This is a genomic window from Micromonospora sp. NPDC050276 (genome assembly GCF_044459545.1).
GTDB lineage: Bacteria > Actinomycetota > Actinomycetes > Mycobacteriales > Micromonosporaceae > Micromonospora.
In genome coordinates this window covers 419,412-438,193 of sequence record NZ_JBITJA010000003.1, presented here as the reverse complement: position 1 = coordinate 438,193, position 18,782 = coordinate 419,412, and the positions used below count along the sequence as shown (strand labels likewise).

The following is an 18,782-nucleotide window of genomic DNA, read 5'->3' as shown; positions in this document are numbered from 1 at the left end:
CGGGAGCAACGTCCGGCAAACCGACCGTGCGCACACCGGCCCGGCAAAAGCGACGGACCCGCGCCTGTACGATGGCGCGTCGTGGCTGTGCCGGTGGTAGACCCTTCGCTGAATTCCCTGACCGACGCCGACCCGGCCGAGGTCGAGCCGACACGGCGGCGTCGACGCCGCCCGGCCCGAGCCGACCTGTTGGCCCTCGGAGCCTATGTGCTGCTGGGCGTTTTCGTCTGCCTCAACTACTGGGGTGACGTCACCGGCCGGGTCTCCTCGCACCTGCCCACCGATCACAGCTGGTTCGAGTGGCTGTTCGCGCACGGCGCGTACTCGGTGCGGCACCTGGAGAACCCGCTCTTCACGGCCCGCCAGAACGCCCCGGACGGGGTGAACATGATGGCCAACACGTCGCTGCTCGGGGTGACCCTGCCGCTGGCCCCGCTGACCATGCTGCTCGGCCCGCAGGTGATGTACGCGCTCTACCTGGGTGCGGCGCTGGCCGCCACCGCGGGCACCGGGTACTGGATGCTCTCCCGTCACCTGGTGCGCTCCCGGGCGGCGGCGTTCGTCGGAGGCGCGTTCCTCGGCTTCGCGCCAGGAATCATCCACCACGCCAACGGCCAACCCAACTTCGTGTCCAACTTCCTGCTCCCGCTGATCGTGGTGCGGGTGCTGCGCCTGGGCGAACCCGGCCGGTGGCGGCGCAACGGGCTCGTACTCGGGGCGCTGGTGGCGTACCAGATCTTCATCAACGAGGAGATGCTGCTGCTCACCGCGCTGGCCTGCCTGGTCATCGTGCTGGCGTACGCCGTGCAGCGGCCGCGGGCCACCCGGGCCACCGCCGGCACGTTCCTGGCCGGGCTCGGTGTCGCCGGCGGGCTGGCCCTGGTGCTCACCGCGTACCCGATCTGGTTCCAGTTCAACGGCCCGCAGTCCTACCGGGGCCTGCAGGGCGGCGTGTTCCACAACTGGGGCGAGGACCTGGTTGCCTTCGTCACCTTCGCCCGGGACACCTGGGCCGGTGACCCGGCGGTGGAGAAGACGATCGGAATGACCGAGCAGAACACCTGGTTCGGTTGGCCGCTGGTGCTGCTCTCGGTGGTGGCTCTGGTGCTGCTCGTACGCCGCTCACTGGCCACCCGGATCGTCGCGGTGCTCATCGTGGTGTTCACCGTGGCCTCGATCGGGCCGTGGGTGCGCTTCGACGGGGTGGAGACCGGTGTGCGCGGCCCCTGGTCGTACGTGTCGGACGACCTGCCCCTGGTCGAGATGATGATGCCGACCCGGTTGGCGCTGGTGGTCGCCGCCGCGGTGGGCGTACTGCTCGCGATGACCTGGGACGCCGCGTACCGCCAGGGGCGCCCGGTGGCCGACCAGCCGCGGGTGCCGGCCCAGCGCGTGGCCGAAGCGACCCCGGCGACGTCCGACGACGCGCCCGCGCCGGTCGCGGCCCGCCGTCGGTGGCTGCGCCCGGTGGGGTACGCGGCGGTCGCCCTCGCCGTGCTGCCGCTCTTCCCCCGACCGCTGCCCGCCCAGCAGATCGACCCGCCGCCGCACTTCATCACCGCGGGCGGCTGGCGGCCGTACGTGCCGTCAGGTCGCACCCTGGTGCCGGTGCCGATCCCGAGCAACGTGCACGGCCTGCCGACGCTGCGCTGGAGTGCGCTGACCGGGCAGGAGTTCCCCGTTCCGGGCGGTTATTTCATCGGCCCGAACGAGTTGGGCGAGGGCGTCTTCGGCGCGCCCAACCGACCCACCAGCACGCTCATCTACTCCACCATGGATCGTGGCGCGATCCCGGTGCTCACCGAGGACAACCGCCGCCAGGCCGTCGAGGACCTACGGTTCTGGAAGGCGTCGGTGGTGGTGCTCGGGGCGCACCCGAGCGAGGCGGTGCTGCGCGAGCTGGTCACCGGGCTGCTCGGGCCACCGCAGCGGGTCGACGACGTCTGGGTCTGGGACGTCCGCGCCCTGGTGGGTTAGTCGACGCGTTCCCGGACGTCCCACAACCACCCGCCGTCGACCGGCCGGGCCGGGCCGAGCAGGTCGTCGACGGTACGGCGTACCGGGTCACCGTGCTCCAGCCGGCCGAGTACCACCACCGCGGCCCGCCAGTGCCGCAGGTCCTCGACGGCCTGGCGGCGGTCGGCATCGGTGAGCACGGGCACCGCCCCGGTCTCGGCCACCTGGCGCAGCAGTACCGACGTCGGCCGGTCCGGCGCGCCCCAGCGAGCCGTCGGGTCGTCCGGTCCGCTGGGTCCGATGAAGTAACCGCCCGGCGCGGAAAACGCCAGACCGCTGCGGGCGGACCAGAGCATCACCGGGCTGCGCCCGGCCCCGGTGACCGGCGGCACCGCGACCATCGTCCGACCGGGCGGCACCAGCGGACGCCAGCCACCGGCGGCGATGAACGCCGGCACCGGCGCGACCGGCACCACGCGGATCGGCGTCGGCACCAGGGGCAGCAACGCGGCGGCGACCGCGCCGGCCCACAGCAGCCGCACCGGCAAGCCCGGCGCCGCGGTCGGCCCGACCGCGGCCCGGACCCGGTCCAGGGAGAGCGCCACCAGCACACCCAGCACCGGTACGCAGACCAGCGCGAACCGGGCCGGCACCGCGAGATCGAGCAACGGCAACCCGCTGACCAGCCGGTACGGGCCCGGAATGCCGGTGGCGTCGCCATCCACCCGCAGCTCGTCGCCGAGCGAGAGCAGGGCGAAGACCACGCCACAGGCGGCCAGTGCCCGGACCAGGGGTCGTCGCCACTGCCAGATCACGATCACCACGGCGAGCACCAGCAGACCCGGGCCGAAGAACGAGTTCTCCTCGGTCGGGTTCGGCGACAGCAACCCGGGCAACCAGTCGTCACCGAGCACGGTCTGCCGGGCCGACGCGGTGAACGAGGCGACGTCCAGCTGGAAGCCCTGCGTGGCGAACGCCATGCCCGAGTAGTGCTGCGGGCCATGAAACTGGAACCACAACGGGTACGCCAGCGGCACCGCCGCCACCCCGGCCGCCACCGCGAGCCGGCCGAAGAGCGCCGGCGCGAGCCGCCGGGCGGCCGCCCGGTCGGCGAGCGCGTAGGCCAACGCGAAGACCCCGGCCGCGAGGGCCAGGAAGACCAGCACCTCCTCGCCGATGAAGACCTGCCAGACCAGCAGCAGCCCGAGACCCACGCCTGGCCGCCACACGTCAGGCCGCGACCCGTCGGGGCGCGCCGCAGCCGAGCCGGGCCGGAACACCAGGGCGAGGATCGCGGGCACCAAGAACTGCGCGGCGACGTGCAGGTGCGCACCCGCCTGGGCGATCATGCCCGGGGCGAATCCACAGATCAGGCCACCCACCGCCGCCGCCGACCGGGTGGCGACCAAGCGGCGGCGCAGCAGCACGTACCAGGCGGCGGCGGTGCCGGCGAGGCAGCAGACCACCGCCACGCAGAACGCCACCTGCGAGCCGAAGAGCAGGGTGACCGGAGTCAGCGGGACGCCCAGGCCGAGCACCGAGGTGTTCGCCATCAGGTTGATCCCGTCGGGCGCGTTCAGCCCGGCGCTGTAGAGCGGGTTCTCCCCCTCGACCACCGCATGGGCCGTGTGCGCCAACATCCACTCGAAGAGGATCTGGTCACCCGCCTGGTGGAACAGCCGCCACGGGTGCCCCCACTGCCCGCTGGTCACCAGCACGGCGAGGCCCAGATAGCCGGCCACCACCAGCGCGTCCCGCGGCCAGGCCGGACGGGACGTGTCGACCGTCGCCGGCAACGAGGTGTTCGGGGACGTCGTCCCGGTGGTCATCAGACCGAACGGTCGGTGAGCGTCCGGACGTCCCAGACCCAGACATCCAACTCCTGGCGGCCCGGGCCGACCAGCTCCTCGACCGTACGCCGCAGTGGCTCGGCGTTCTGCTGTCGCACCGGAAGCACCAGGATCGCCGCCCGCCAGTGCCGCAGCTCGTCGGTGAATCGGCGACGCTGCCGGTCGTCGAGCTTCGGCGTACGGCCGGTGGTCGCCACCTCTTCCAACAACTGGCCCACGCCGCTGGGACGGCCGCCGAACCGACCCGGGTCACCGGTGTTGCCGTTGCGGGGCGCGAGGAAGTAACCGCCCGGGATCTTGAAGTCGAGGTTGGTGGCCGCCGCCCAGCGCATGCCGTGCGTGTTACCCATGCTGGGCACCGGGATCGGCACCAGCGTCTGGTCCGGCCCGACGTACGCCCGCCAACGGTCCGCCGTGATGAAGTCCGGCACCGGCGGCCGGGAGACCATCCGCAGCGGCATCGGCGCGATCGGCAGCAACGCGAACGCCAGGCCCGCGGCAGTGAGCGTGCGGACGGTGCGTCGGTCGGCCGGACGCAGCGCCCAGGCCCGCTCGACGGCGAGCGCGAGCAGCAGACCGATCACCACGCTGGTGATCAGACCGAACCGGGTGGGCACCACGGCGTCCAGCAGCGGCAGGTGCACCAACCACTGCCACGGCCCGGTGATCAGCTCCCGGTCCCACCAGGACACCCGCTCGCCGAGGGAGAGCACGGCGAAGAACACGCCGGTCACCGCAAGCGCCCGGACGATCAACTCCCGACGCAGCCAGACCACGATGCCGATGGCCAGCAGCGACAGGCTCCAGCCGAAGAAGGCGTTCTCCTCCGAGTAGTTCGGCGCCAGGTTGATGTTGGCGCGCTGGTTGCCGCCGAGGGTGGGCGAGCCGGGGGCGAAGAAGGCGGCGATGTCGTTGCCGTAGTCCTGCACCGCGTCACTGAGCCCGTGGTAGGCCATCGGCCCGGCGAACTGCACGTAGAGCGGGTACGCCAGCAACGCCCCGGCCAGCAACGCGCAGGTCAGCACACCGGCACCCAGGGGCCGCCACGCCGCCCGCCACCGGGCCGGCTCCTGGGCGAGCACCGCCAGCAGGAAGACGCCGCAGGCCAGCGCCGTGAAGAGCAGGATCTCCTCGTTGATGAACGCCTGCGCGGTGACCAGCAGGGCGAGCAGCGCCCCGTCCCGGACCGGCTTGCCGGAGCGGGTGAGCACCAGCACCCGCCAGACGATGAACGGCAGCAGGAACTGGCTGATGATGTTCGGGTGCCAACTGGCGTGCGAGAGCATCGCGGGCGAGAACCCGCAGAACCAGCCGCCGACCGCCGCCGCGAGCGGGGTACGCACCAGGTGGCGGGAGAGCATCAGGTACCAGGCCATGGCGGTGCCGGCGAGGCCGAGCGTGACCAGCACCACGAAGGAGACCGCCGGCCCGAACAGCAGCGTCACCGGGACCATCGGGATACCCAGCGCCAGCACGGCCGTGTTGGCCATCAGGTTGACGCCGTCGGGGTAGTTGAACTGTTCGGTGTAGAACGGGTATTCGCCGTGCAGCACCACGCGTACCGAGTGGGCGAGGAAGAACTGCACCTGGGCCGGGTCACCGGTGTACAGCGAGGCCACCCGGCCGGACGGGTCCAGCCAGATCCGGCTGGTCACCCAGAGCGCGGCGAGCAGGAACAGCCCACCCACCGCCAGGTGCTGCCGCCGCCGGGTCCACCCACGCCACCGCGCCCGCGTCCGCGCCACGTCCTCGGCGACGCTCTCCGCTGACTCTCCAGGCGCTGCGCGCCAGACCGGTGCTACGGGCTCAGCCGGCGCTGCGACCTCAGCCAGCGCTGCGGGCTCAGCCGGGATTCCGGGCTCGGCCGGTGCTTCGGGCTCAGCCGGCGCTGCGACCTCAGCCAGCGCTGCGGGCTCAGCCGGGATTCCGGGCTCAGCCGGCGCTGCGGGCTCAGCCGGCGCTGCGGGCTCAGCCGGCGCTGCGACCTCGTTGTGTGCCGTGGTGGATCCGGTCAGCGCGGGCGGGCCGGCGAAGAGGCCGATCGGTGTGCGGTAATTCACCAGCTCGGCGGGGTCGGCTGCCGCCTCCGGGTGCGGCGCGGGCAGGGCGCGGGACTCGGCAGGCGTCACAGTCGGCGGAGTCTACCGGAGCCACCAAAACGCCCTAAAGCCCCGGTGGTGTCCATTGTGGTGGGTCGGGTGCCGGCCAACTGGGGCTCCGCACCGGACATCTCGTACTATGGCGCTTTCCGACAGCGACGGCGAGGCGATCGGGGGCGGGCCAGGTGACTCCAGGCCGTCGGTACGGCAGGGCGCTTGCCGTACTGCTGAGCGCACTGCTGGCCGGCACGGCCTGTGGTCCGGTAGCCGAGCGGAAGCCGCAGGACCTGCGCGTCGGGTACGACAGTCTGGACGGCACACTGGCGGTGTGGCCGCCCCGTGGCGACCTCGCCGCGGACACCACGGCGACGGCAGCGGTCACCGCGGCGGTGCGGAACTGGCGGTCACCGGCCGACGACCGCGTGCACCTGCCCTCGTCCGGCATCCTCTTCTCCGGTCGGGTCGACGGCGCCCCGGTGGCGCTGGTGGCCGCCGACGTGCCCGGCGAGAGCGCGTCCTGGCTGCTGCAACTCGCTCGCGACGGCGACCGGTACGCGGTCACCCGCGCCACCGAATACACCGACCCGGGTTACCTGGTCTACTCCGACGTGCTGCCGGTGCAGACGGCCGGCGGCCGGCGCTACCTGGTCTCGGCCCGGGTGCAGACCCTCCTCGGGCCACAGGGTCGGACGCTGACCATCGCGGACGGTCTCAGCGCGCCGGTCGACGTGCCGTCCTGCACGGCCGTCGCCGTGACCGCCACCCTGCGAACCACCGAGTCGCTGCCCCGCGGGCGGGCCGCCGACCGACTGCTCGACCTGGGCACCGGCACCGTCGATCCGCGCTATCCGCTGGTCCGCGACGAGTCCGGCACCGGCCGGCGGGCCCTCGCCGGTCTGGACACCTGCGTACTGGCCGGCGATCGGGGCCCGTTCGGCAGCATCCCGCGCCGGATCGGGGACCGGGACGCACCCCGCTCGGTGCCGACGTCCTGGCCGATGGCGAAGCTCACCGTGCGCTCGCTCGGCGAGGTCGCGCTGGGCGGTGGCGAGGCGGCCGAGTTGCAGCAACTCAGCTGGGACACCGACGCCGGCGCGATGACTGCGGTGGTCTATCGACCGGCCGACGGGGGCGCGCCCGTCGTCTCCCCCGCCGACCGGGCCACGTCATTGCAGGCGTACCAACTGCCGGTGCCCGGTCAGCCGCTGGTGGTGCTGAGTTGGCGGGCCACCCGGGACAGCTCGTTGTCCGTCCCACCGGGCACGCCCCTGCTGGTCGAGCGCCCGGGCCTGGTGGTAATCCCCAGCCCGTCCCGCTCCCAGACCTACAGCCTCGCCAACACCGACAAGACCCACTACCGCTCCATCTCGCCCCGCTAACAGCCCCCACCCCGCCCCGCCCCGCCCCGATCCGCCGATCTTGCACTTTCTGCGCCGACAAACCGGTGCACGAGGCGCATTACGTCAACCGAAAGTGCAAGATCGGCGAGGCGCGGGGCGAGGGCGGGGCGGAGCGAGGGCGCGGCGGGGCGGAGCGGGGTTGCGGTGGATACGTGACGGCGGGCGTCCCGAGGGACGCCCGCCGTTGTTCGTTTCGTCAGTTCTGTGCGGTCGCGTCGCTGGGGGTGAGGCGGTCCGGGGTGGCATCCAGGCCGGAGATCCAGCCGGTGACGTTGCGCGCCACGTCCTGGGCGGTCAGGCCCAGGTCGGCGAGGATCTGCGCGCGGGTGCCGTGTGGGTGCCAGTCGGCCGGTACACCCAGGTCCTTGACGGGCACCCGGACGTCGGCGTCGCGCATCGCCTGGGCGAGCGCGTCGCCCACCCCGCCGACTCGTACGCCGTCCTCGACGCTGACCACGAGCCGGTGGCGGGCGGCCAGCTCGACCAGCTCCGCCGGGATCGGGCGGACCCAGCGGGGGTCGACGACCGTAACCCCGTAGCCCTGCTCGGCGACCCGGGCGGCCACCTCCATGCCCAACTGGCCGAAGGAGCCGACGGCGACGAGCAGCACGTCCGTCCGGGCGGACTCGGCCAGCACGTCGACCGGGCCGACCCGGCGCAGCGCCGGCAGGTCCGCGGCGACCGCACCGGTCGGGAACCGCAGCACGGTCGGGCCGTTGTCGACGGCCACCGCCTCGCGCAGCTCCTCCCGCAGCGTGGCGGCGTCGCGGGGCGCGGCGATCCGCAGCCCGGGCACCACCCCGAAGACCGACATGTCCCAGATGCCGTAGTGGCTCGGCCCGTCCGGGCCGGTGATGCCCGCCCGGTCCAGCACGAAGGTCACCGGCAGCTTGTGCATCGCCACGTCCAGCAGGACCTGGTCGAAGGCACGGTTGAGGAAGGTGGCGTAGACGGCGACCACCGGGTGCAGGCCGCCGAGCGCCAACCCGGCCGCCGAGGTGGCGGCGTGCTGTTCGGCGATGCCCACGTCGTACACCCGCTCGGGGTACTTGCGGGCCAGCTTGGCGATGCCGGTCGGCTCGGCCATCGCGGCGGTGATGCCCACCACGTCCGGGCGCTCGTCGGCGACGGCCAGCAGCTCGTCGGCGAAGACGTGCGTCCACTTGACGGACGGGGCGGCCAGCAGGGCGCCGGTCTCCACGTCGAAGGCGCTGCCGGGGCCGTGCAGGCAGTCCGCCTCGTCCTCCTCGGCGGGACGGTAGCCGTAGCCCTTGCGGGTGACCGCGTGCACGATGACCGGGCCGCCGAAGTTCTTCGCCGCGCGCAGCGCCGCCTCGACCGCTGCCACGTCGTGCCCGTCCACCGGGCCCACGTACTTGATGCCGAGGTCCTCGAACATGGCCTGCGGGGCGACCGCGTCCTTGATGCCCTTCTTGACCGCGTGCAGCACCTCGTACATCGGTCGGCCGACCAGCGGGGTGGAGCCGAGGGCGTCCTTCACGGTGTCGAGGACCTTCTCGTAGCCGGGGTTGAGCCGCAGCGAGGAGAGGTGGTCGGCCAGCCCGCCGATGGTCGGGGCGTACGAGCGGCCGTTGTCGTTGACCACGATCACGAGGGGGTTGCCGGCGGTGGCGATGTTGTTCAACGCCTCCCAGCACATGCCGCCGGTGAGCGCGCCGTCACCGACCACGGCCACGACGCTGCGCGCCTCACCCCGGAGGGCGTACGCCTTGGCGAGGCCATCGGCGTAGGACAGCGCGGTGGAGGCGTGCGAGTTTTCGATGAGGTCGTGCTCGCTCTCCGCCTGGCTGGGGTAGCCGGAGAGGCCACCGCGCTGGCGGAGCTTGTCGAAGCCGGCCTGACGCCCGGTGATGATCTTGTGTACGTACGCCTGGTGGCCGGTGTCGAACAGGAGCCGGTCCCGGGGTGAGTCGAAGACGCGATGCATGGCGAGCGTCAGCTCGACCACACCGAGGTTGGGCCCGACGTGCCCGCCGGTACGGGAGACCTTAGTGATCAAGAAGTCCCGGATCTCGGCGGCCAGGACGGCCAGTTCCTCGCCGGACATCCGCTTGACGTCCTGCGGACTGCGAACCGTCCCCAGCAGCCGGCCGTGGTTGGCCGTGTCCTCTTCAACACTCATGACCGCAGAGTCTATCGGCCGACCGGTACTCCGCAGCCCGGCCCGAGCCCCGCGCATCCAGGCCGGGTCCGGACCCGGCGGCTGAGCACCTGGTCAGGCACCTCCCGGTCGGTTCCGGGCGACCCGGCGGCGCGCCTGGTCAGGCCGGGCCGCACCGCTGGTCGGGCCCGGATGCGATCCAGTGGAAGACGCGCTGACCGGGTGAGACCACCGCGTCGGCCGCCGGAGGCAGGAGCGCGGCGATCTCGGCGCGCAGCCCCTCGTCGTAGTCCAGGCCGCGGTGCCCCAGCGGACGCAGCCACAGGGTGTCGCCCTCGGTGCTGAACTCGGCGGCCACCACGTCCACCCGTCGTACGACGTCCCCGACATCAACCCGACGATCCGCATCAACGAAGGACCCCCGGTCAACTCTCCGAAGGCGGAAGCAGCAGCCCGACCAGCTCGTCGGTCCGGACGGCTCACAAGCCGTCCCACCGGCGGGCCGCCTGCCGCAGGGTGTCGCGGAGCACGGTGACGGCCGGGTTTCCCGGGGCGCCCCGGCGGACGGTGAGGTAGAGGGTGTTCAGCGGGGCCACTTCCGGTTCGTGGAGCTGCACGACCGCCCCGGAGTGCAGGGCGGGCGCGGCGATGTAGCGCGGCAGGACCGAGATCCCGGCGCCTGTGACCACCGCCTCCAGGACCGCCCGCAGGTCGGAGACGACGAACGCCACCGGATTCGGCGGGCGCCGGCCGAACTCACTGCGCCAGTAACGCCGCACGATGGGCAGTTCGTCGGCGTACGCCACCAGCGGAAGGTGCGCCAGCGCCGCCACCGGTTCCCGGCCCAGCCGCTCGGCGTCTACGGTGTGGGCCATCGCGGGCGGCGCGACGAGCACGAACTCCTCGTCCAGGAAGGCTTCCGCGTGGAGGGTGTCATGGGTGGGCCGTACCGCCGAAACGACCAGGTCCAGCCGGTCGGCCGCCAGTGCGGACAGCAGGTCGTCGGCGAGGCCGAGCACGGCGTGCACGCGTACCCCCTGGCGGGCCAGGTCGGCCAGTACCGGGGTGGCGCGGAGCGTCATGAACTCGGCGGCGGCACCGACGCGCACCGCCCCTCCGAGCAGCGGTTCGTCGGACGGTCCCAAAGCGCTGCGGAGTCCGTCCACGTGTCCACTGACGCGTGTGGCAAGCATTGCTGCCCGCTGTGTCGGTGTCACGCCTCGGGAGGTGCGCACGAACAAGGGCTCGCCGAGCTGCTCCTCCAGGCGTGCGAGCTGACCGCTCACCGCCGGCTGTGTGAACCCGAGGCGTTGCGATGCCGCCGACAGTGACCCGGCCCGGTAGACCTCCAGGAAGGTCAGCAAGAGATCGAGACTCGGCACGCCGCCGCGTTTTTCCTGAACCACCCGCACAGCAAAGCACGAGGTTCGTCGGTCGTTCGGCCGCACCGGGGACTGCGGCGACTCACCCACGACCGGTGCGGCTTGAGTCGTGGGCCAGAGACAGTAATGCCTACCCTCCTCGCTTCTGCAACCGCGACTGCGGTTGCTCTCTCGGCCTTGACGGGGCACTGGCCATAAAAATTCTTATGGCCCGCCGGATGCGGCAGAACTAATTCCCAGGGAGGCTGGTGTTGCCACGAGCACCGCAGCCACCAAGCGCATAACCACGGCTGCGACTCTCTCTCACACTGGAGTAAGACAATGCCGAAGATCCTGATGATCCTCTCGGGTGCGGACAGCATGACGCTGACGGACGGTTCCTCGCATCCCACGGGCTACTGGGCCGAGGAGGTCGCCGCCTCCCACGAGGCTCTCATCGCAGCAGGAGCCGACGTGGCGGTGGCGACCCCCGGCGGGGTGATGCCGACCGTCGACGCGCTCAGCCTCGACGAGCGTGGAGGCGTTTCGGCGGAGGACGCGCGGCGGTTCCGTGCCTACCTCGACAGCATCGCCGATCAGCTCGGCACCCCGCTGCCCCTGGCCGAGGTGCGACTGGACGAGTACGACGCGCTCTACATTCCCGGTGGACACGCCCCGATGGTCGACCTCGCTGGTGACAGCGACCTGGGGCGCCTCCTCAACGACGCCAATGCGCAGGGAAGGTTGGTGGCCGCCCTGTGCCACGGTGTGGCGGCGTTGCTCAGCGCGTCCCAGTTGGACGGCTCCTTCGCGTTCGCCGGCCGCACCCTCACCTCGTTCACCGACGAGGAGGAGCGTCAGGGCGGCCTCGGCGACAACACCCCGTACTTCGTGGAGAGCCGCCTCCGTGAGCGGGGAGCCGTCGTCCGAACCGGCGCACCGTGGAGCGACACGGTCGTCACCGACGGCAACCTCGTGACCGGGCAGAACCCGCAGTCCAGCACGTCCACAGCCCAGGCGGTCCTGAAGGCTCTCGCCGGCTGACGAGGCCGACCGTGCCGCGCGGCGGAGGGCTACGCGGTCGCCTGGCCGCACCTCGCGCTGTCACCTGCCAGAGGGGCGCCAGCAGCACACGAGCCAATCGGAGTCGCAGGGTCAGACGGCCTTCACGGCCGGTTCAAGGATCGCGACGCACTCCACGTGCTGTGTCATCGGAAACAGGTCGAAGCCCCGCAGCGCCGCCAGCCGCCAGCCGAGGTCGGCGAAGGTGCGCACGTCCCGGGCGAAGGCGGCCGGGTCACAGGCCACGTAGGCGACCGCGCGTGGGCCGGCGGCGGCCAGCGCGCGGACCACCGGCGCGCCGGCACCGGAACGCGGCGGGTCGAGCACCACCACGTCGACCGGGCCGGTGATCCGTCGGCGGGCCAGCGCGGTCTCCACCCGGGCCGACACCACCTCGACGGTGGGCAGGTCGGCGAGGTTCTCCCGGGCGGCGGCGACGCCCTGCGCCGCCGCTTCGACCAGGGTCACCCGGCCGGTCGCGCCGACCCGGGCGGCCAGCCCGGCGGCGAACAGCCCGGCGCCGCCGTAGAGGTCCCAGGCGATCTCGCCCGGCTGCGGGTCCAGCAACTCCAGCACCGCGGTGGAGAGGGTGTCCGCCGCGGCCGGGTGCACCTGCCAGAACGCGGACGCCGGCAGCGTCCAGTCCCGTCCGGCGGCGACCTCCCGGACCTCGGTCGGACCGCTGACCGGGGTGGCCGATCCGTCGCGGACCTCCGTGACGGTCACGTCCCCGCCGGTGCTGGCGACGGTCTCCACCGCCTCGGCGGCCGGCCAGCGCGCGCCGGTGGGCGTGAGCACCGGCAGCTGCTGAATGGCCGGGTGGGCGATCCGGCAGCGGTCGATCGGTACCACCTCGTGCGAGCGGTGCTTGAGCAGGCCGGCCCGGTCCGCGGCGTCCACCGCGTACCGGACCCGGGAGCGCCAGCCGAGCAGCCCGCCGGGTAGCGCCTCGACCCGGACGCCGAGCCGGTCCAGCTCGACGTCGGTCAGCCCGCCGAGACGGATCAGCTGTTCCCGCACCACGGCGGTCTTCCAGGCCAGTTGCGCGGCCGGGGCGACGTGCTGGAGGTCGCAGCCCCCGCAGGCGCCGGGCTTCGCGTACGGGCAGGGCGGCTCGACCCGGTCCGGCGAGGGCTCCAGCACGATCACCGCGTCGGCCCGGACGAACCCCCGGTGCACCTCGGTGACCTCGACGATGACCCGTTCACCGGGCAGCGCGTGCCGGACGAAGACCACCTGCCCGTCCACCCGGGCGACACAGTGCCCACCGGGAGCGACCGCGTCGACGGTCAGCTCGACCCGGTCCGCCTCGGACAGACCCCGCTCGACGGCCGACGCCGGCCCCGCGGACGACGCCGACGGGGATGTCACGGTCCGCCGCCCGCCCGGCTCAGTCACGAGCGTTCCCGGCCGTACCGCTGCTGCCCCGGTCACCCTCACCGGACGGCGCGGACACCACCGGCGGGGCAGCGACCGGCAGGGTGCTCCGGGGCCCCCGAGCCGGCGTCCGGGACAACGTGGCATCCAGCCGGTCCAGGTTCTTGCTCGCTGTCGACGCGAGCTGCCATGGCACGCTGACCACCATCACCCCCGGTTCGAAGAGCAGCCGGCCCTTGAGGCGTAGTGCGCTCTGGTTGTGCAGCAGGTTCTCCCACCACCGCCCGACCACATACTCCGGGATGAACACCGTGACCACGTCCCGGGGCGACTTGCGGCGGGTGGAGGCGACGAAGTCCAGGATCGGTCGGGTGATCTCCCGGTACGGCGAGTCGATCACGGTGAGCGGGATGGCCATCTCCCGGCGCTCCCACTCGGCCTGCAGGTCCCGGGTATCCGTCTCGTCCACGTTGACGGTCACGGCGGTCAGCGTGTCCGGTCGGGTGGCGCGGGCGTAGGCGATGGCCCGCAGCGTCGGTTGGTGCAGCTTGCTGACCAGCACGATCGCGTGGTTGCGGGCGGGCAGCACGGCCCGGCCCTCGTCCGGCGGGGTCAGCTCCACGGCGATCCGGTCGTAGTGCCGGCGGATGGCCAGCATCAACCCGTAAATCACCGCCATCGCGGCGATCGCGATCCAGGCGCCGAGCAGGAACTTGGTGATCAGGACGATCACCAGAACCGTGCCGGTCATGCCCGCGCCGAACGTGTTGATCGCCCGGGAGCGGTGCATCCGGCGGCGTGCCTCCGGGTCCCGCTCGGTACGCAGGCGCCGGTTCCAGTGCCGGATCATGCCGGCCTGGGAGACGGTGAACGAGACGAAGACCCCGACGATGTAGAGCTGGATGAGCCGGGTCACCTCGGCCTGGAAGCCGACGATCAGCACGATCGCGAACACGGCGAGGAAGACGATGCCGTTGGAGAACGCCAGCCGGTCGCCCCGGGTGTGGAACTGTCGGGGCAGGTAGCGGTCCTGGGCGAGGATCGAGCCGAGCACCGGGAAGCCGTTGAACGCGGTGTTCGCGGCCAGGAAGAGGATGAGCGCGGTCATCCCGGCCACCACGTAGAGCAGGATCGACCCGGACCCGAAGACCGTCTCGCCGAGTTGGGTGGTGACCGTCTTCTGCACGTACCCCTCGGGGCCGGTGACGATCTGCAGGCTCGGATCCTCGACGAACTGCAGGTGGGTCAGCCGGGCCAGCCAGATGATCCCCACCAGCATGCTCACCGAGATGCTGCCGAGCAGCAGCAGGGTGGTGGCGGCGTTGCGGCTCTTCGGCGCCTTGAACGCCGGCACGCCGTTGGAGATCGCCTCGACACCGGTGAGCGCGGCGGCGCCCGAGCTGAACGTCCGCAGCAGCAGGAAGATGAGCGCGAAACCGGTCACGCTGTGCTCGGCCTGGATGACCAGGTCGGCGCTCGGCGCGCGGAGCTCGTCACCCAGCACGAAGACCCGGAACAGCCCGGTGAGCAGCATCCCGCCCATCACGATGACGAAGCCGTAGGTGGGGATGGCGAACGCGGTGCCCGACTCGCGCAGGCCGCGCAGGTTGACCGCGCTCAGCAGCACCACCGCGCTCACCGCGATCAGGACCTTGTGGGTGGCCACGAACGGCACCACGGAGCCCAGGTTGGCCACCCCGGAGGAGACCGACACCGCCACCGTGAGCACGTAGTCGACCAGCAACGCGCTGGCCACGCCGACGCCGAACTTCGGGCCCAGGTTGACCGTGGCCACCTCGTAGTCGCCGCCACCGGACGGGTAGGCGTGCACGTTCTGCCGGTAGCTGGCCACCACCGTGAGCATGACCACGACCACGGCCAGCGCGATCCACGGCGAGAAGACGTACGCGGAGGCACCGGCGATGGAGAGGGTCAGCAGGATCTCGTCGGGCGCGTACGCGACGCTGGACAGCGCGTCGGAGGCGAACACGGGCAGCGCGATGCGCTTCGGCAGGAGGGTGTGCTGCAGCCGGTCGGACCGGAACGGTCGACCGAGGAGAAGCCGCTTCAGCAGCGAGGTGGGACTGGCCACGAACGCCAAGAGTACGACCACCACGGCGGGACCATGGGGGTGGGCGATCACCGCCGCTCGGCACGACGGGGTACGGTCGGTCCCCGCTGGCCACCGGGACGTGGCAGGCTCGCACTCGGAAGGGCACCGACAGCGGGAGTGGTACGCACCTTGGGAGGGACAGCGTGCACGTCGTGATCATGGGGTGTGGTCGGGTCGGATCGACCCTCGCCCACAGCCTGGAGTCCCGAGGGCACTCGGTGGCGGTGATCGACCAGGACGCCGACGCCTTCCGCCGGCTCGGCCCCGACTTCGCCGGGATCACGGTGACCGGCGCCGGTTTCGACGGCGAGGTGCTCCGGCAGGCCGGCATCGAGCGCGCGGACGCCTTCGCGGCGGTGTCGAGCGGCGACAACTCCAACATCATCTCGGCCCGGCTGGCCCGCGAGACCTACGGCGTGTCCCGGGTCGCCGCCCGCATCTACGACCAGCGCCGGGCGCAGGTCTACGAGCGGCTGGGCATCCCCACCGTGGCGACCGTGCGGTGGACGGCCGACCGGATGCTGCGACACCTGGTGCCGGAGGGCAACGTGGAGATCTTCCGCGACCCCACCAGCACCGTGTCGATCGTCGAGGTGCCGGTGCACAAGGACTGGATCGGCCGGCCGGTGCGATTGCTGGAGGACACGGCCGGGGCCCGGGTGGCCTATCTGATCCGCTTCGGCATCGGCACGCTGCCCACCGGCTCCACCGTCGTGCAGGAGGGCGACCAGGTGTTCATGCTGGTCAGCGATGACATCGTGGCGACGGTCACGTCGGTGGCGGCGACGCCGCCGGAAGGAGGGCACTGAGCCATGCGGGTCGCCATCGCGGGCGCGGGCAACGTGGGCCGCTCGATCGCCCAGGAGCTGATCGACAACGGCCACCAGGTGATGCTGATCGAACGCCAACCCAAGATGCTGCGCCCGGACCGGGTGCCGGCCGCCGAGTGGGTGCTGGCCGACGCGTGCGAGCTGACCAGCCTGGAGGAGGCCAACGTCGCCGGGTGCGACGTGGTGGTCGCGGCGACCGGCGACGACAAGACCAACCTCGTGCTGTCGCTGCTGGCCAAGACCGAGTTCGCGGTGCCCCGCGTCGTCGCCCGGGTCAACCGGGCCGAGAACGAGTGGCTGTTCACCGAGCAGTGGGGCGTGGACGTCGCGGTAAGCAAGCCGCGGGTGATGGCCGCGCTGGTCGAGGAGGCGGTCACCGTCGGCGACCTGGTCCGGCTGATGACGTTCCGGCAGGGCGAGGCGAACCTGGTCGAGATCACCCTGCCGCCGACCGCCCCCTATGTCGGTCAGCCGATCCACGCCGTGCCGCTGCCCCGCGACGCCGCGCTGGTGGCGATCCTGCGCGGCAAGCGGGTCCTGGTGCCCAGCCCGGACGACCCGATCGAGGCCGGCGATGAGCTGATCTTCGTGTGCACCGCCGAGGTCGAGGACGCGGTCCGCGCGGTGATCCTCGGGCCGGACAGCGTCGAACGGACCCGCGGCTCACGCTGAGCGGCCGACCGGCGCGCCGAATCGACGAAAGGCCCGCCGGGGTCGTCCGGCCGCGCTCAGGCGCCAGGCAGCGGAGCCGGCGGTGAGTCCCGGGTGACCCGGCGCACCGTCCAGACCGTGATCAGCAACAGCAGCGCGTACGGCGGGTAACCCAGCGCCAGCCGGGCCACGCCCAGCGCGGTGTCCTGGTGGGCCAGGTAGAGCCCGGCCTGCACCCCCACCTTGGCCAGCCAGACCACCCCCCAGAGCACGGTCAGCTGGGTGAACGTGCGCACCAGCTTCGGGTCGGCCCGCCACTCCGAGCGGCCCTTGGCGACCAGCACCGACCAGATCCAGCCCACCAGCGGCTGCCGGATCGCGGCGGAGATCAGCAGCGCGACGCCGTACCCGATGCCGTAGAGGATGCCGGGGAGGTAGAAGTCACGCTCGTCGCCGGTGCGCCAGGCGATCGCCGCGCCGATGCCCACGCCGAACAGCCCGTTGACGGCGTGCCGGATCGGGCGGCGCTGGGCCAGCCGCAGCCCGGCGATCAGCACCGCCACCGTGACCGAGGCGATCACCGCGGGTCGCAGCTCGCCGATGATGTTGGCGAGCACGAAGACCACGACCGGGATGCTGGACTCGACCAGCCCGCGCCAGCCGCCGAGCTGGTCGGCCATCTGCTCGGCGATGGTCGGCAGCTGCTCCTCGTCCTGAGGGCCGGTCTCCGGCTGTGCCGCCCGGTGCTGTCCCGTGGTCATCGCCGGCCTTCCGTCCGCAGTGCCGTCACTTGGGCGAGTCCAGCTCGTAGTAGGGGTTGTAGATGACCTTGCGGTCGTCGCGCATCGCCACCCGGCCCCGGGCGGTCAGGTGCCGGCCCGGCTCGATCCCGGCGATGTGCCGTCGACCCAGCCAGACCAGGGTGACCACGTCGCTGCCGTCGTACAGGTCGGCCTCGAGGGTCGGCAGATTGGTACGCGGTGTGTAGACCACCGTGCGCAACCGCCCGGCGACCGAGACCAGCTGACCCCGTGAGCACTGCTGGGCCGGGATCCCGCCGCACTCGGCGCTCTCCCGTCGCAGCTCCTGCGCGTCGATCTCGGCCTCGCTGGCGGTGAACCGTTGCAGGATGCGCCGCAGCGACACCCGGCTCTCGTCGGTCATCATGACCTCCGCGTCACCCTTTCCACGCTCGCCGTCCCCGGCCGGCTCCGGCGGCGCCGGAACCGTGCCGCCAGCGTACGCCGACGGGGCTGGTTCCGGCGGGCCGGTGCGGGCGAGTCAGACCTGGCGCGGCTCGGCGGCGGCGTCGCCCGCCTCGGTGGCGGCCTGATCGGCGATCTCCCGGGGCAGCCGCAGCGGCAATGGCTCGCGGACCGGCTTGGCCTCCTGGCCCCGGTCGACCACCAGGCCGTCCAGGCACTCGACCAGTGGCCCGGCCATGGCCGGGTCGGTGGCCACCGGGCCCTGGAACACCCCACGGACCATCCAGCGCGGGCCGTCGATTCCGACGAACCGCAGGTTCGTCGGGCCGTCCGGGGTACGCACCTGGGCGTGCAGCTCCGGGCCGTACTCGCCGGCGACCTCCTGCGCGCTCGCCCCGTCGCGGAGCAGCGACTGCCGGATCTCCTCGCGCACCTCGTCCCAGATCCCCTCGGACCGGGGCGCGGCGAAGACGCCCAGCTGGAGCGCGTTGTCGCCGTGCACCAGCACCACCTGCTGGACCACACCCTGCGGGTCGGCCTGCACCCGCACCTCGACGTCGGCGATAGCCGGGATGTGCAGGCTGCCCAGGTCGAGTCGCTGCACGTCGTCGTAGCTCTCGGAGATGTCGTACGGGCCGCGCGCCAGCGTCGGCGCCGCATCACCCTGGTCCGGGACCTGGGTGGCCCGCTCGTCACGGGTCTGCCGCTCGGCGTCGGCCCGCTTTCGGGAGAAGATCACTGCGCCTGCCCTCCGCT

The 18,782-nt window shown here is 72.3% G+C and carries 15 protein-coding genes and 1 pseudogene; 5 read left to right on the top strand and 11 right to left on the bottom strand.

Features of this window, described 5'->3' with window-relative positions; all coding sequences use genetic code 11:
* Positions 1-87 precede the first annotated feature (87 nt).
* Positions 88-1,977, top strand: a complete 1,890-nt coding sequence (locus tag ACIBF8_RS08080) for a hypothetical protein (RefSeq protein WP_396781773.1) — start codon at positions 88-90, stop codon at positions 1,975-1,977.
* Here ACIBF8_RS08080 and ACIBF8_RS08075 read toward each other — a convergent pair.
* On the bottom strand, positions 1,974-3,785 hold the full coding sequence (locus tag ACIBF8_RS08075; RefSeq protein WP_396781611.1) for a hypothetical protein: 1,812 nt from the start codon (positions 3,783-3,785) through the stop codon (positions 1,974-1,976). The genes ACIBF8_RS08080 and ACIBF8_RS08075 overlap by 4 nt on opposite strands.
* The gene (locus ACIBF8_RS08070; protein WP_396781772.1) at positions 3,785-5,659 is read right to left on the bottom strand and encodes a hypothetical protein; all 1,875 of its coding nucleotides are present in this window, start codon (positions 5,657-5,659) and stop codon (positions 3,785-3,787) included. The genes ACIBF8_RS08075 and ACIBF8_RS08070 overlap by 1 nt, the downstream gene beginning before the upstream one ends.
* 431 nt (positions 5,660-6,090) lie before the next feature.
* On the opposite strand from ACIBF8_RS08070, the gene ACIBF8_RS08065 reads away from it, so the two are divergent.
* On the top strand, positions 6,091-7,284 hold the full coding sequence (locus ACIBF8_RS08065) for a hypothetical protein (protein WP_396781610.1): 1,194 nt from the start codon (positions 6,091-6,093) through the stop codon (positions 7,282-7,284).
* Between the two features lie 217 nt (positions 7,285-7,501).
* On the opposite strand, the gene dxs is transcribed toward ACIBF8_RS08065, so the two are convergent.
* From dxs to ACIBF8_RS08045, 4 genes and pseudogenes are all read right to left on the bottom strand, one after another.
* Positions 7,502-9,448 carry a 1-deoxy-D-xylulose-5-phosphate synthase gene (gene dxs, locus ACIBF8_RS08060; RefSeq protein WP_396781609.1) on the bottom strand — a complete coding sequence of 649 codons (1,947 nt, stop codon included), beginning with the start codon at positions 9,446-9,448 and terminating at the stop codon, positions 7,502-7,504.
* A 139-nt stretch (positions 9,449-9,587) separates the two neighbouring features.
* Entirely contained in the window at positions 9,588-9,785 is a 198-nt protein-coding gene (locus ACIBF8_RS08055; protein WP_396781608.1) for a hypothetical protein, read from the bottom strand.
* 121 nt (positions 9,786-9,906) lie between these two features.
* Complete coding sequence (locus ACIBF8_RS08050) at positions 9,907-10,536, bottom strand: substrate-binding domain-containing protein (protein ID WP_396781771.1); 630 nt, start codon at positions 10,534-10,536, stop codon at positions 9,907-9,909.
* Between the two features lie 99 nt (positions 10,537-10,635).
* Positions 10,636-10,809 (bottom strand): annotated as a pseudogene (locus ACIBF8_RS08045) (LysR family transcriptional regulator); the annotation flags it as partial.
* A 321-nt stretch (positions 10,810-11,130) separates the two neighbouring features.
* On the opposite strand from ACIBF8_RS08045, the gene ACIBF8_RS08040 reads away from it, so the two are divergent.
* Positions 11,131-11,832, top strand: coding sequence for a type 1 glutamine amidotransferase domain-containing protein (locus ACIBF8_RS08040; RefSeq protein ID WP_396781607.1), 702 nt, complete (start codon positions 11,131-11,133; stop codon positions 11,830-11,832).
* A gap of 111 nt (positions 11,833-11,943) precedes the next feature.
* Here ACIBF8_RS08040 and ACIBF8_RS08035 read toward each other — a convergent pair whose 3' ends face one another.
* Both ACIBF8_RS08035 and ACIBF8_RS08030 read right to left on the bottom strand, forming a co-directional pair.
* Positions 11,944-13,221, bottom strand: coding sequence for a class I SAM-dependent RNA methyltransferase (locus ACIBF8_RS08035; RefSeq protein ID WP_396781770.1), 1,278 nt, complete (start codon positions 13,219-13,221; stop codon positions 11,944-11,946).
* Between the two features lie 19 nt (positions 13,222-13,240).
* The gene (locus ACIBF8_RS08030; protein ID WP_396781769.1) at positions 13,241-15,319 is read right to left on the bottom strand and encodes an APC family permease; all 2,079 of its coding nucleotides are present in this window, start codon (positions 15,317-15,319) and stop codon (positions 13,241-13,243) included.
* Between the two features lie 164 nt (positions 15,320-15,483).
* On the opposite strand from ACIBF8_RS08030, the gene ACIBF8_RS08025 reads away from it, so the two are divergent.
* A complete protein-coding gene (locus ACIBF8_RS08025) occupies positions 15,484-16,149 on the top strand; it encodes a potassium channel family protein (RefSeq protein WP_396781606.1) in 666 nt (221 codons plus the stop codon).
* A gap of 3 nt (positions 16,150-16,152) precedes the next feature.
* Positions 16,153-16,842 (top strand): TrkA family potassium uptake protein, encoded by a 690-nt coding sequence (locus ACIBF8_RS08020; RefSeq protein WP_204943936.1) that lies wholly within the window; start codon positions 16,153-16,155, stop codon positions 16,840-16,842.
* A 56-nt stretch (positions 16,843-16,898) separates the two neighbouring features.
* Here the strand turns inward: ACIBF8_RS08020 and ACIBF8_RS08015 are convergent, their stop codons facing one another.
* The 3 genes from ACIBF8_RS08015 to ACIBF8_RS08005 all read right to left on the bottom strand — a co-directional run bounded on the left by ACIBF8_RS08015 (position 16,899) and on the right by ACIBF8_RS08005 (position 18,765).
* Positions 16,899-17,582: a DUF3159 domain-containing protein gene (locus ACIBF8_RS08015; RefSeq protein WP_396781605.1), complete on the bottom strand. Its 684-nt coding sequence runs from the start codon at positions 17,580-17,582 to the stop codon at positions 16,899-16,901.
* A 25-nt stretch (positions 17,583-17,607) separates the two neighbouring features.
* Positions 17,608-17,988, bottom strand: coding sequence for an OB-fold nucleic acid binding domain-containing protein (locus ACIBF8_RS08010; RefSeq protein WP_363612452.1), 381 nt, complete (start codon positions 17,986-17,988; stop codon positions 17,608-17,610).
* 114 nt (positions 17,989-18,102) lie between these two features.
* Positions 18,103-18,765 (bottom strand): DUF3710 domain-containing protein, encoded by a 663-nt coding sequence (locus tag ACIBF8_RS08005; RefSeq protein WP_396781604.1) that lies wholly within the window; start codon positions 18,763-18,765, stop codon positions 18,103-18,105.
* Positions 18,766-18,782: the final 17 nt, after the last annotated feature.

What these genes read in the sequence shown, in the direction of transcription:
- ACIBF8_RS08010 (WP_363612452.1), bottom strand. Translation starts at nt 17,988, where the DNA reads ATGATGACCGACGAGAGCCGGGTGTCGCTGCGGCGCATCCTGCAACGG.
- ACIBF8_RS08015 (WP_396781605.1), bottom strand. Translation starts at nt 17,582, where the DNA reads ATGACCACGGGACAGCACCGGGCGGCACAGCCGGAGACCGGCCCTCAG.
- ACIBF8_RS08075 (WP_396781611.1), bottom strand. Translation starts at nt 3,785, where the DNA reads ATGACCACCGGGACGACGTCCCCGAACACCTCGTTGCCGGCGACGGTC.
- ACIBF8_RS08020 (WP_204943936.1), top strand. Translation starts at nt 16,153, where the DNA reads ATGCGGGTCGCCATCGCGGGCGCGGGCAACGTGGGCCGCTCGATCGCC.
- ACIBF8_RS08040 (WP_396781607.1), top strand. Translation starts at nt 11,131, where the DNA reads ATGCCGAAGATCCTGATGATCCTCTCGGGTGCGGACAGCATGACGCTG.
- dxs (WP_396781609.1), bottom strand. Translation starts at nt 9,448, where the DNA reads ATGAGTGTTGAAGAGGACACGGCCAACCACGGCCGGCTGCTGGGGACG.